Raw genomic sequence first — 12,697 nt, forward strand, 5'->3', positions numbered from 1 at the left:
CCGAAACAATCTTGAATTGTAGAGGTGAATTGTCATATGAAACTTAGCATACCTAAAACCGAGGAAGAAACACAAAAACTGAAAGAAACAATCTTTGCCAAAACACGCAACTATCTTGAAGAAGGAAAACAACCACACTTCACCAACATCTTAGAAGTAGCGAGTAGTGAACCCGTTATACTTTCTGCCATCCATAAACTTAAAAGCAACAAGGGTAGCAATACACCCGGAGTAAATGGAGAAACTATGGCTGAGAACATCCTGAAAAAAGATTTTAAGAAGATAATCCGAATGGTAAAAGCAGAATTCAAAAACTACCAACCCGACTTAGTTAGGAGAGTAAATATTCCAAAAGGAAACGGTGATACACGTCCTCTAGGAATACCAACAATCGTAGATAGAGTTATCCAAGAATGTATTAGGAATATACTCGAACCAATCTGCGAGGCACAATTCTTCGAACACTCTTATGGTTTCAGACCATGGAGGAGCACAGAAAATGCTCTAGCTAGGGTAACGGATATAGCACAAAAAACAGGATTTCACTGGGTCATCGAGGGAGACATTTCAAAATTCTTCGATAAAGTCAATCACTCAAAACTACTAAAGATACTTTGGTCCTTTGGCATTCATGACAGAAGAATCCTAATGATGGTAAAACAAATGTTACGAGCCGGTATTATGAGCGAAACAGCATTAAACGAAATGGGTACACCACAGGGCGGGATAATATCTCCCTTGTTGGCAAACGTTTACCTGACACCATTCGACAACTTCGTTACTAGGGAATACGAAAAGAAGAAACTCCGAAGAGAGTACACTTCAGGACAAAGGAGTTTAATACTAAGAGGGTTATCTGGCAAACCAAGAATCAAACCAGTACCAGCATATCTAGTTAGATACGCAGACGATTGGGTCGTCATCACTGACACCAAAGAAAACGCAGAAAAACTAGTGTTCAAATATCAAAGGTACTTGTCAGACTATCTGAAACTTGAACTCTCTCCCGAAAAAACGAAAATAACGAATATCAGGTCAAAATCAATTGAATTCCTAGGGTATAAGTACAAACAGGTTCGTGGTAATGCTACCAAAGGTTATATAACTAGAACCAAACCAATACCCGAAAAATTCGATATGAAAATTACGGAACTCATTAAGGATATAAAAATGCTCAAACGGTGTAGAGATACTGAAACATTAATCTCTGATATGAACATTATCAACTCCAAAATCAGAGGGTTGGTTAACTACTATCAAGTAACAACTTGGGGTTCGGAAACCATGAAGAAATACAATCAGAGGATACGCTGGGCGGCTTATAGAGCACTTAGACGACGAATGGGACCCACGAGTGCGAAAGGCAAGAATAAGAAAGTTGACTGGGTAAAAGCCAATGAATGTACCAACCTTACAGAACTGCACAAGAAATACACAACAGCACTACCGGCAGTGAAGTATAAGGAACATATCATAGGTATAACTGACCTGGCATTCTGCCAATTCACTCCACCAAGACTATTCAATCAACTAGAAACCCCGTTCACCTCAATAGGACAAGAATTACACCTAGCGAGGACTCGGAAAAAGAACAGACTACACAGACTGGACTTCATCTTCGGCTCAGACGCTACAGCAACCAAAAGATTATTGGCAACTAAGAAAAGAAAAAGTGGTTTATACAACTTTGAATTCTACTTGAATAGAGCGTACGCGTTCAACCGCGACAAAGGCAATTGTAGGATTTGTGGAAGCGAAATAGCACCACATGAGATTAACACTCATCACATAAATCCAAAACTGACAGTAGATAAAGTGAATAAGGTCTCTAACCTTGCTTCACTACATGACTCTTGCCACACAATACTACACAACATCACTGTTGATGAAACGGCACTTGTCAATCTATGTTACACTAAAACCTCGGTAAAAAAGATTCTTAACTTTAGGGAAAAATTACAGTTGTGAAAATGAGTTTAGCGGCAAATGAACTTGATGGAAAGCCGTATGAATCGAAAGGTTCACGTACGGTTTGAAGTGGGGGAAAATGAAGTCCTAACGAGTGAGGTCGAGGATGGATTTACCTATCACTATCACACGCCTCGGCTTATGTGTTGATGGCAGTGCGTATTGCTTACTTTAAAGTGCATTTTCCAATACTTTATTACGCAGCGTACTTTACTGTCCGCGCGTCCGACTTTGACTTGCAAGCAATGATCAATGGTTCTCAAACTATTCGCGCGCGCCTGCAGGAAATTAACTCAAAAGGGCTAGATGCAAGTCCGAAAGAGAAGAGCTTATTGACCGTGTTGGAAATTGCATTAGAAATGTCTGAACGAGGGATTCGTATGCAAAAAGTCGATCTCTATAAATCGAAAGCGACTGAATTCGTGATTGAAGGCAATACATTGATTCCTCCGTTCAATGCAGTTCCGGGCCTTGGAACAAACGTAGCCCTTCAAATAGTGCGGGCACGCGAGAACGGAGAGTTCTTATCGAAAGAAGATTTACAGCAGCGAGGTAAGGTTTCACGTACTATAATTGACTACTTAGATTCACTTGGTTGCCTTGAAGGCATGCCTGATGCGAATCAATTGTCACTATTTTAGCTACAATTTGCTTCTGGTCGCCATATATGGTATGATTGGCATACGAATGGTAGATAACTTTTGCGCAAAGAGTGGGATTTCCCGCTCTTTTCTGTTGTTTAAAGACAAAAGCAAGGAGGATTTTATGCAGGAAATCGTTACAAAAATCGAGCAGATGGTGGCTCCCATCATTGCAGACTTGAACCTTGAACTAGTAGATGTGGAATACGTTAAAGAAGGCAGAGATTGGTTCTTACGTATTTATGTAGATGTGCCAGGTGGCGGCATCGACATCGAACAATGCGCACGTGTTAGCGAACGTGTCAGTGAACTATTAGATGAAAAAGATCCAATTAAAGAAAACTATTTTTTAGAAGTGTCATCTCCAGGAGCAGAGCGCCCGCTCAAAAAAGAAGAAGATTATGTCCAAGCAGTGGGTGAGTATGTGTTTTTCAAAACTTATGAACCGATTGACGGCCGTAAAGAATTTGAAGGAACACTCCTCAGCTACTCTAAAGATGAGGGTGCTGTGATTGAATACAAAGACAAAACGCGTCGCCGCCAAGTAACGATTCCTCGTGACAAAGTGGCACTCGCGCGTCTAGCAATTGATTTTTAAGCATACTAGGTAAAATAAGGAGTGATTGCTGTGAGCAGCGAACTATTAGATGCCTTAACGGCTCTTGAACAACAAAAAGGTATTAAACGGGATGTGTTAATTGAGGCGATTGAAGCGGCTTTAGTTACAGCCTACAAACGCAATTTCAATCAAGCACAAAATGTACGTGTCGACATCAATCTAGATTCTGGCTCAATGATTGTCTATTCTCGCAAAGATGTCGTAGAAGAAGTGGAAGATGAGCGCCTTCAAGTATCTCTAGCAGATGCTCAAGTGATCAATCCTCACTATCAAGTGGGTGATGTGATTGAAGAAGAAGTGACACCACGTAACTTCGGTCGTATCGCTGCGCAAACAGCTAAACAAGTCGTGACTCAGCGTGTGCGTGAAGCAGAGCGCGGTTTAATTTATGAAGAGTATGTAGACCGTGAAGAAGATATTGTTAACGGCATTGTGGAGCGTCTAGATGCTCGTAACATCTACGTAGGTCTTGGAAAAGTAGAAGCTGTTCTTCCAACAAATGAGCAGATTCCAACTGAAACATACCGTCCACATGATCGCATCAAAGTATTCATTACAAAAGTAGAGCGCACAACTCGTGGGCCTCAAGTATTTGTATCTCGTACGCATCCTGGGTTACTTCGTCGTCTTTTTGAGATGGAAGTTCCTGAAATTTATGATGGGATCGTTGAAATTAAATCGATTGCACGTGAAGCGGGAGATCGTTCTAAGATCTCAGTTGTCGCTCATCATGAAGATGTAGATCCGGTAGGTGCCTGTGTAGGTGCTAAAGGTGCTCGCGTCCAAACCATCGTTAATGAACTAGGTGGAGAAAAAATCGATATCGTAGAATGGTCAGAAGATCCTGTGCAATTTGTTGCAAATGCACTAAGCCCTTCTCAAGTATTAGATGTACAAGTGAGTGACGACGACAAATCGACGACTGTAGTCGTACCAGATTTCCAATTGTCTTTAGCTATTGGGAAACGTGGTCAAAATGCACGTCTTGCAGCTAAACTTACAGGTTGGAAAATCGATATTAAAAGTGAAACAGACGCACGTGAGCTAGGAATCTACCCACGCGCATTTGAAGAAACTGTTGAAGAAGATTACGAAGACTTTGAACCACAAGAAGACTTCGATTTCTATAAAGATTAAGTGAAGAAGGTGTCTGCATATGGCAATCCAAAAAAAGATCCCCATGCGTAAATGTGTGGCAACGAATGAAATGTTTCCGAAAAAAGAAATGATTCGTGTTGTGCGGTCAAAAGAAGGAGACGTTTCTGTAGACCCAACTGGCAAAAAATCAGGCCGCGGTGCCTACTTGTCCAAATCTATAGAAGCTGTGGAAGCAGCTAAAAAGAAAAACTCGTTAGGCAACCAACTTGAAGTAAAGATTCCAGCTGAGATTTATGATGAGCTTATCGTGTTGATTGAGCGTGAAAAACTAAAATGACACTAGAACAACAAATCATCAATCTAATTGGACTTGCTACTCGGGCACGCAAAATTGTCACGGGTGAAGAATTGGTAGTAAGAGAAGTAAGAAGGCAGCAAGCGAAGCTTGTTATATTAGCGAACGATGCATCAGCTAATACAGCCAAAAAAGTTACGGATAAGTGTGCATCATTCAACGTTGATTTAGGTGTCTTCGGGAATCGATATGATTTAGGACACGCAACCGGGAAAGAAGCCCGCGTTGTTTTAGCAATTATGGATTATGGTTTTGCGAAAAAATTGGCATCACTAATCAACGAATATAACCGGGGGTGAGCGAATGACGAAAATCAGAGTTCATGAATACGCCAAAAAAATAAATAAATCAAGCAAAGATGTCATTACGGAGCTTGAGAAAATGAACGTGAAAGTAACAAATCATATGTCAACGATTGAACCAGACGCAGTAAAACAATTGGATTCTAAGTTTACAGCAGGATCAAAACCAGCTGCAGCAAACAACCAAAACCGTCCTGGCGGTCAAGGGCAATTACGTCCGCAAGGCCAAGGACAATCGCGTCCTCAAGGTCAAGGACAAAACCGACCACAAGGCCAAGGACAAAACCGTCCTCAGGGTCAAGGACAATCGCGTCCTCAGGGCCAAGGACAAAATCGTCCTCAGGGTCAAGGACAGAACCGTCCACAAGGTCAGGGACAATCGCGTCCCCAGGGCCAAGGACAAAATCGTCCACAAGGTCAAAATCGTCCTCAGGGACAAGGTCAGGGTCAAGGACAAAACCGTCCAGCAGCTACGTCATCAACTTCAACACAAGGAGCGAGACCAGCGGCTAATCAAAATCGTCCTCAGGGACAAGGTCAGGGTCAAGGACAAAACCGTGGGCCTCAAGGACAGAACCGTCCAAACGCAGGTGGCGGAGGCCGTCCAGGCGGCAACCGTGGTGGATTCCAAGGACGTCCAGGCGGCAATCGCCCACACCGTCGTAAAAAGAATTCAACACCAGTTCAACCACCAGTGCCTCGTAAAGAGCGCGAACTGCCAGCAAAAATCACGTTCACAGAGTCTTTATCTGTTCAAGAGCTTTCTAAAAAGCTAGGTAGAGAGCCAGCAGAACTGATCAAAAAGCTCTTCATGCTTGGTATCATGGCAAACATTAACCAACAATTAGATAAAGATACAATCGAGCTAATCTGTGCAGACTACGGTGTAGAGGTTGAAGAAGAAATCAAAGTCGACATCACAGATCTAGAAGTGCACTTTGAAAACGAAGAAGAGAACGAAGCGGACTTAAAAGAGCGTCCACCAGTTGTTACGATCATGGGTCACGTTGACCACGGAAAAACAACACTTCTAGATTCTATTCGTAATTCAAAAGTTACTTCTGGTGAAGCGGGCGGTATCACACAGCATATCGGTGCTTACCAAGTAACAGATGAAAACGGCAAGAAAATCACTTTCTTAGATACACCTGGTCACGCCGCTTTCACAACAATGCGTGCACGTGGAGCTAAAGTGACAGATTTAACAATCTTAGTTGTAGCAGCGGATGACGGCGTTATGCCTCAAACGGTTGAAGCCATCAACCACGCAAAAGCTGCTGAAGTGCCAATCATTGTTGCAGTCAACAAAATGGACAAACCATCTTCAAATCCAGACCGCGTCATGCAAGAACTGACTGAACATGGTCTTGTTCCAGAAGATTGGGGCGGCGACACAATCTTCGTACCAATCTCAGCTCTTAAAGGCGAAGGGATTGATACACTACTAGAAATGGTCCTTCTAGTTTCTGAAGTAGCAGAACTGAAAGCTAACGCAAAACGTAAAGCAATCGGTACTGTGATTGAAGCGCAACTTGATAAAGGTCGCGGTTCTGTTGCAACTCTACTAGTTCAAGATGGAACACTTCATGTTGGAGATCCTATCGTAGTTGGGCATGCTTACGGACGTGTACGTGCTATGGTGAATGAACATGGTCGTCGTCTAAAAGAAGCAGGTCCTTCAACTCCAGTTGAAATCACAGGTCTTAATGAAGTTCCACAAGCGGGCGACCGTTTCGTAGTCTTCGAAGATGAAAAGACAGCTCGTCAAGTTGGGGAGTCTCGTGCATCTACAGCGATTCAAGAGCAACGTTCTGAAAAAACACGTGTGACACTTGATAACTTATTCGATCAAATGAAGCAAGGTGAAATGAAAGAACTGAACTTAATCGTCAAAGCAGACGTTCAAGGTACGGTTGAAGCGATGGCTGCTGCTTTAATGAAAATTGAAGTGGAAGGCGTTAATGTACGAATCATTCACACAGGCGCTGGGGCTATCACGGAATCAGATATTTCACTTGCTGCTGCATCAAACGCTATCGTCATCGGATTCAACGTGCGTCCAGATACGAATGCCAAACGTGCTGCTGAAGAAGAAGGCGTAGATATTCGTTTGCACCGCATCATCTATAAAGTGATCGAAGAAATCGAGTCAGCGATGAAAGGTCTATTAGATCCTGAGTTCGAAGAAAAAATCATCGGTCAAGCAGAAGTTCGTGAGACGTTCAAAGTATCGAAAGTGGGTACAATTGCAGGTTCATACGTAACTGAAGGGAAAATTACTCGTGACTCTGGCGTTCGTGTCATTCGTGACGGTATCGTTATCTTTGAAGGTGAGCTAGATACATTGAAGCGTTTCAAAGACGATGCTAAAGAAGTCGCTCGTGGATACGAATGTGGTATTACTATTAAAGGGTTTAATGATGTGAAGGAAGGCGACATTATCGAAGCCTACATCATGCAAGAAATCGTACGTAAATGATCCTTTATCTCGAGTGTGAATTTATTTTGCCGAATGTGCACACCCTAAAAGAAAAAAGGGCTGTACTGCAGCGGATGTTGAAACGCACGAGTCAAAAATACAATGTGGCTGTTAGTGAACTGGAATTCCAGGATCTGTGGCAGCGCACAAAGCTTGGAATCGTGACGGTCTCATCAGACCGTCGCCATTCAGAGCGAGAACTGCATTATGTTCTAAACTTTTTAGAATCAAACTCGGAATGGGAGTGCCTGTCGTACACTATTCACGAGCTGTAATTGAGGTGAAGATTATGTCGACAAGATCAAATCGAGTAGCTGAGCAAATGAAGAAAGAAATCGCGGATATCCTGAAACGAAAAGTGAAGGATCCACGTGTAGAATTTGTCACAGTAACAGATGTGGAAGTGACAGGAGACTTGCAACAAGCGACGGTATATGTAACTGTACTGGAGCAACAAGTCAAACAAGCGGAAGCTTTAAAAGGCTTAGAGAAAGCGAAAGGGATTGTGCGTTCTGAAGTCGGGAAGCGCATTCGCTTACGCAAGACACCGGAACTTGCTTTCCAAATCGATGAATCGATTGCGTATGGAAATCATATTGATGACTTGTTACGCAAACTAAATCAGCAAGATTAATCTGAAGCCTGCCTCCACTCGAGGTAGGCTTTTTTGCAAGGAGAGAGAGTATGGCTGAATTTGAAGGGATTCTTCCCTTATGGAAAGAAGCAGGAATGACCTCACATGATTGTGTCTTTAAATTAAGAAAGCTCCTTAAGATGAAGCGTATTGGCCACACCGGTACATTAGATCCTGATGTAGAAGGCGTGCTGCCTATCTGCTTAGGCCAAGCGACAAAAGTTGCCGAATATGTCATGGCACAAGGGAAGTCCTACCGTGCAGTGGTCTCATTAGGAACATCCACAACTACTGAAGATGCTTCAGGCGAGGTAGTAGACCAAGTGCCAGCTCCATTTTCAATTACAAAAGAGCACTTGCAACAAGCTTGCGAACAATTAACAGGAACGATTATCCAGACACCTCCCATGTATTCCGCTGTCAAAGTTGACGGTCGCCGTCTCTATGAGTATGCACGTGAAGGAAAAGTCATTGAGCGACCAAGTCGCGAAGTGACCATTCACCAATTAGATCTAGTGGAAGCTCCTCTTGAATGGACGGGGGAGACCATTGACTTTACAATCGATGTCAGCTGTAGCAAAGGAACCTATATCCGAACTTTGGCTGTTCAGTTTGGTGAAATCTTTGGAGTGCCAGCTCATATGAAAAAACTGGTACGAACTAAAGCAGGTGGCTTTAACTCTGAAGAAGCAAAGACGCTCTCTCAGCTTACGGAGATGCTAGAGAAAAATATGTTTGCAGAAGTTTTGCAGCCTATCGAACGAGCACTTGAACAGTGGCCTTATCATGAAATCCCACAGGAACTGGAAAAAGCCTTTTCGAACGGCCAAGTACTTCCTGCACACACGGACCTTGAGTTTCATGATAAGATTGTAATTGGAAAACAGGGAGTGGCGCATGCAGTATACCGAGCGCATCCTGAGAAACCTGGTTTCATGAAGCCTGAAAAAATGTTTATACGTTCGGAGATGGAAAACTCATGAAGGTTCACCATATTACTTATCCTTCCAAATTGCCAGTTCCAGATGCAGGTGGTTATGCGCTGGCGGTTGGTTTTTTTGATGGATTACATAAAGGGCATCAACAATTGATCAGTGAAGCAATTCGTTCTTCACAAAAGAACAACTTGCGTGCAGCGGTCATGACGTTTGATCCTCACCCTTCTGTCGTTCTTGGAGGGAAAAAAGAAGACATATTTTATATCACACCTCTAAATCAAAAGCTTGAGCTGCTAGAACAGCAAGGAGTCGATGACGTCTTTGTTGTGCGTTTTACTTCTAATTTCGCAAGCTTGACGCCTGAAGCTTTTATTCAACAATTTGTTTTAGATTTAAACGTCAAACATGTTATTGCTGGCTTCGATTTCTCGTTTGGTGCTTTTGGTAAAGGCAACATGGAGCTGATGAAAAAGTATGCATCTGACACTCTTGAAGTGACGGTCATCCCAAAATTCACAAAAGATGAGGAAAAAGTAAGTTCGACTCGGATTCGTAATGAACTTAAAGCTGGGAATATGCAATTGGTATGCGACTTGCTTGGTCGACCGTTTCAGCTGGATGGCGTCGTTGTTCACGGAGATAAACGTGGGCGGACGATACAGTTCCCTACTGCTAATGTAGAACCAGATGAGGGACAGTTTATCCCGGCAGTTGGTGTTTATGCAGTCCGGATGCAAGTACAAGATGAGTGGTTTGATGGTGTCTGCAATGTAGGGTACAAACCGACAGTCCAAAACAGCCAGAAAGTCTCTATCGAAGTCCATTTGTTTGATTTCAATCGTGACATTTACGGAGAACAAGTTCGCATTCACTGGTATGAACCAATCCGTAAAGAACAGAAGTTTCCATCTTTAGAGGCATTGAAAGAACAGATTGCTAAAGACAAGGACCAAGCCATCGCTTATTTGGCAGCTCGTCCCTTGTAATAGGAATAGCAGTCTGCTATAATAAGTCAGTACGTCTTGTACTAAACCTTATCTTGGCTTTTCGAGTCTCCAACGATTGCTCGGGTACAGGGGATATATCTATTATTAGGAGGAAACCAACATGGCAATTACAAAAGAACGTAAGAATGAACTAATCACTGAGTACCGTACTCACGAGAGTGATACTGGATCACCAGAAATCCAAATCGCAATGCTTACTGAAGAGATCAACTCTTTAAACGAGCACTTACGCACTCACAAAAAAGATCACCACTCACGTCGCGGTCTTTTCAAAATGGTTGGACGTCGTCGTAACCTTTTGAAATATCTTCGTGAAACAGAAGTTCAACGTTACCGTGAATTGATTGCAAAATTAGGCTTACGCCGCTAATTCGAATATTCAATTTAGTAGACTCAACTTGTGATACAGGTTGAGTCTTTCTGCTAATAGAAAGTTGTTTTCATGCAGTGTAGGAGTTTGATACACTACAAGAGGATACATACCATAGATTTCTATGTTGAGAGGAGTACACAAATGACCGAAAAGAAAACGTATACGTATGAATGGGCAGGTCGCCCATTAACTATTGAGGTAGGCCAACTAGCTAAACAAGCGAACGGTGCAGCCCTAGTACGTTATGGTGACACAACCGTGTTATCAACTGCAACTGCTTCAAAACAACCGAAGAACTTAGATTTCTTCCCATTAACAGTGAATTATGAGGAAAAATTATATGCTGTCGGTAAAATTCCAGGTGGCTTTATCAAGCGAGAAGGTCGTCCATCAGAGCGTGCTATTTTAACAAGCCGTCTTATTGACCGACCAATTCGTCCTCTATTTGCAGACGGTTTCCGTAATGAGGTACAAGTAATCTCAATCGTGATGTCCGTTGATCAAGACTGCTCTTCTGAGATGGCTGCTATGCTTGGGTCTTCATTAGCCTTGTCGATTTCAGATGTTCCGTTTGAAGGTCCTATTGCAGGTGTTCAAGTAGGTTATGTGAATGGTGAATTTGTAATCAATCCAACTACTGAACAAATGGAAGAGTCTTTAATGGATCTTGTTGTTGCTGGTACAAAAGACGCAATCAACATGGTAGAAGCAGGAGCTAAAGAAGTTTCTGAAGAAATCATGTTAGAAGCTATTATGTTCGGTCACGATGAAATTAAGAAGTTAATTGCTTTCCAAGAACAGATTGTTGCAGAAATCGGGAAACCAAAAACAGAAGTCACTTTGTACCAATTGAATGAAGACATCGTTGCAAAAGTTCGTGAACTGGCTGAAGTTGAAGTCAACACAGCTGTACAAGTTGCTGAAAAAGCAGCTCGTGACGAGGCAATCAATGAAGTTCGTACTCGCGTTATTGAAACATTTGAAGCTGAAGAAGCAAATGACGATACGTTAAAACAAGTTCGTCAAACAGTAGATATGCTCGTGAAAGAAGAAGTCCGCCGCTTAATCACAGAAGAAAAAGTCCGTCCAGACGGTCGTAAACAAGACGAGATTCGTCCACTTTCTTCTGAAGTAGGAATCCTTCCTCGTACTCACGGTTCAGGTCTATTTACTCGTGGGCAAACACAAGCACTTAGCATCTGTACATTAGGGCCACTTGGCGATGTTCAAATCATCGACGGCTTAGGTGTGGAAGAGTCAAAACGCTTCATGCATCATTACAATTTCCCACTATTCAGCGTAGGGGAAACAGGACCAATCCGTGCTCCAGGTCGTCGTGAAATTGGTCACGGTGCTCTTGGTGAACGTGCACTAGAAGCGGTTATTCCTGACGAAGAAACATTCCCATACACGATGCGTCTTGTATCGGAAGTTTTAGAGTCTAATGGATCGACTTCACAAGCAAGTATTTGTGCATCGACACTTGCGATGATGGACGCTGGGGTTCCAATCAAAGCACCAGTAGCAGGTATCGCAATGGGTCTTATTAAAAAAGGTGAACACTACACAGTGTTAACTGATATCCAAGGTATGGAAGATCATCTTGGCGATATGGACTTCAAAGTAGCTGGAACAGCTGAAGGTGTTACAGCACTTCAAATGGACATTAAAATTGATGGATTGTCTCGTGACATTCTACAAGAAGCTTTAGAACAAGCGAAAAAAGGCCGTCTACAGATTTTGGAGAGCATGCTCGCTACATTACCAGAATCTCGTAATAAGCTTTCTAAATATGCACCTAAAATCGATGTGATTAAAATCAATCCTGATAAGATTCGTGATGTAATCGGACCAGGTGGTAAAGTAATCAACAAAATCATCGATGAAACTGGTGTCAAAATTGATACTGAGCAAGATGGAACGATCTACATTGCTTCTGCGGATGAAGAGATGATTGCAAAAGCACGGGGCATGATTGAAAATATCGTGCGTGTAGCTGTTGTAGGTGAATACTATCTAGGTAAAGTAAAACGTATTGAAAAATTCGGTGCTTTCTTAGAGATTTTCCCTGGTAAAGATGGCTTACTGCATATCTCTGAAATCCAAGAAGAGCGCACAAAAGCAGTAGAAGACGTCTTGAAAATGGGCGATGAACTACTCGTAAAGGTTATTGAGATCGATAACCAAGGACGTGTGAACTTATCACGTAAAGTGGTCTTGAAAGAAGAGAAAGAACGCGCTGAACAAAACTAATACCCGAGCTGCATGCCTAGGCATGCAGCT

12 protein-coding genes and 1 pseudogene are annotated in these 12,697 nt (G+C 42.5%); all 13 read left to right on the plus strand.

Features of this window, described 5'->3' with window-relative positions:
* Positions 1-36 precede the first annotated feature (36 nt).
* The 13 genes and pseudogenes from ltrA to pnp all read left to right on the plus strand — a co-directional run bounded on the left by ltrA (position 37) and on the right by pnp (position 12,667).
* Entirely contained in the window at positions 37-1,968 is a 1,932-nt protein-coding gene (ltrA, locus tag CF394_RS02385) for a group II intron reverse transcriptase/maturase (RefSeq protein WP_094941663.1), read from the plus strand.
* A 125-nt stretch (positions 1,969-2,093) separates the two neighbouring features.
* Positions 2,094-2,609, plus strand: a pseudogene (locus CF394_RS02390) (helix-hairpin-helix domain-containing protein); the annotation flags it as partial.
* A 124-nt stretch (positions 2,610-2,733) separates the two neighbouring features.
* Positions 2,734-3,207: a ribosome maturation factor RimP gene (rimP, locus tag CF394_RS02395; protein ID WP_094941664.1), complete on the plus strand. Its 474-nt coding sequence runs from the start codon at positions 2,734-2,736 to the stop codon at positions 3,205-3,207.
* A 30-nt stretch (positions 3,208-3,237) separates the two neighbouring features.
* Positions 3,238-4,365, plus strand: a complete 1,128-nt coding sequence (gene nusA / locus CF394_RS02400; protein WP_094941665.1) for a transcription termination factor NusA — start codon at positions 3,238-3,240, stop codon at positions 4,363-4,365.
* 19 nt (positions 4,366-4,384) lie between these two features.
* Entirely contained in the window at positions 4,385-4,663 is a 279-nt protein-coding gene (gene rnpM, locus CF394_RS02405) for an RNase P modulator RnpM (protein WP_094941666.1), read from the plus strand.
* Positions 4,660-4,980: a YlxQ family RNA-binding protein gene (locus CF394_RS02410; protein WP_094941667.1), complete on the plus strand. Its 321-nt coding sequence runs from the start codon at positions 4,660-4,662 to the stop codon at positions 4,978-4,980. Before rnpM ends, CF394_RS02410 begins: the two co-directional genes overlap by 4 nt.
* A 4-nt stretch (positions 4,981-4,984) precedes the next feature.
* Positions 4,985-7,462 carry a translation initiation factor IF-2 gene (gene infB, locus CF394_RS02415; RefSeq protein ID WP_094941668.1) on the plus strand — a complete coding sequence of 826 codons (2,478 nt, stop codon included), beginning with the start codon at positions 4,985-4,987 and terminating at the stop codon, positions 7,460-7,462.
* The gene (locus CF394_RS02420; protein ID WP_094941669.1) at positions 7,459-7,737 is read left to right on the plus strand and encodes a DUF503 domain-containing protein; all 279 of its coding nucleotides are present in this window, start codon (positions 7,459-7,461) and stop codon (positions 7,735-7,737) included. The genes infB and CF394_RS02420 overlap by 4 nt, the downstream gene beginning before the upstream one ends.
* A 14-nt stretch (positions 7,738-7,751) precedes the next feature.
* The gene (rbfA, locus tag CF394_RS02425) at positions 7,752-8,096 is read left to right on the plus strand and encodes a 30S ribosome-binding factor RbfA (protein ID WP_094941670.1); all 345 of its coding nucleotides are present in this window, start codon (positions 7,752-7,754) and stop codon (positions 8,094-8,096) included.
* A 50-nt stretch (positions 8,097-8,146) separates the two neighbouring features.
* A complete protein-coding gene (truB, locus tag CF394_RS02430) occupies positions 8,147-9,079 on the plus strand; it encodes a tRNA pseudouridine(55) synthase TruB (protein WP_094941671.1) in 933 nt (310 codons plus the stop codon).
* Positions 9,076-10,020 (plus strand): riboflavin biosynthesis protein RibF, encoded by a 945-nt coding sequence (gene ribF / locus CF394_RS02435; protein ID WP_094941672.1) that lies wholly within the window; start codon positions 9,076-9,078, stop codon positions 10,018-10,020. Before truB ends, ribF begins: the two co-directional genes overlap by 4 nt.
* A gap of 121 nt (positions 10,021-10,141) precedes the next feature.
* Positions 10,142-10,411, plus strand: coding sequence for a 30S ribosomal protein S15 (gene rpsO / locus CF394_RS02440; RefSeq protein ID WP_094941673.1), 270 nt, complete (start codon positions 10,142-10,144; stop codon positions 10,409-10,411).
* 144 nt (positions 10,412-10,555) lie between these two features.
* On the plus strand, positions 10,556-12,667 hold the full coding sequence (gene pnp, locus CF394_RS02445) for a polyribonucleotide nucleotidyltransferase (protein ID WP_094941674.1): 2,112 nt from the start codon (positions 10,556-10,558) through the stop codon (positions 12,665-12,667).
* The last annotated feature ends 30 nt before the right edge of the window (positions 12,668-12,697 follow it).

The organism is Tetzosporium hominis, assembly GCF_002265435.1.
GTDB classification, from domain to species: domain Bacteria; phylum Bacillota; class Bacilli; order Bacillales_A; family Planococcaceae; genus Chryseomicrobium; species Chryseomicrobium hominis.

Bases quoted from the DNA above. Each gene is read 5' to 3' on its own strand.
- ltrA (WP_094941663.1), top strand. From the start codon at position 37: ATGAAACTTAGCATACCTAAAACCGAGGAAGAAACACAAAAACTGAAA.
- rimP (WP_094941664.1), top strand. From the start codon at position 2,734: ATGCAGGAAATCGTTACAAAAATCGAGCAGATGGTGGCTCCCATCATT.
- rnpM (WP_094941666.1), top strand. From the start codon at position 4,385: ATGGCAATCCAAAAAAAGATCCCCATGCGTAAATGTGTGGCAACGAAT.
- CF394_RS02410 (WP_094941667.1), top strand. From the start codon at position 4,660: ATGACACTAGAACAACAAATCATCAATCTAATTGGACTTGCTACTCGG.
- infB (WP_094941668.1), top strand. From the start codon at position 4,985: ATGACGAAAATCAGAGTTCATGAATACGCCAAAAAAATAAATAAATCA.
- CF394_RS02420 (WP_094941669.1), top strand. From the start codon at position 7,459: ATGATCCTTTATCTCGAGTGTGAATTTATTTTGCCGAATGTGCACACC.
- rbfA (WP_094941670.1), top strand. From the start codon at position 7,752: ATGTCGACAAGATCAAATCGAGTAGCTGAGCAAATGAAGAAAGAAATC.
- truB (WP_094941671.1), top strand. From the start codon at position 8,147: ATGGCTGAATTTGAAGGGATTCTTCCCTTATGGAAAGAAGCAGGAATG.
- ribF (WP_094941672.1), top strand. From the start codon at position 9,076: ATGAAGGTTCACCATATTACTTATCCTTCCAAATTGCCAGTTCCAGAT.
- rpsO (WP_094941673.1), top strand. From the start codon at position 10,142: ATGGCAATTACAAAAGAACGTAAGAATGAACTAATCACTGAGTACCGT.
- pnp (WP_094941674.1), top strand. From the start codon at position 10,556: ATGACCGAAAAGAAAACGTATACGTATGAATGGGCAGGTCGCCCATTA.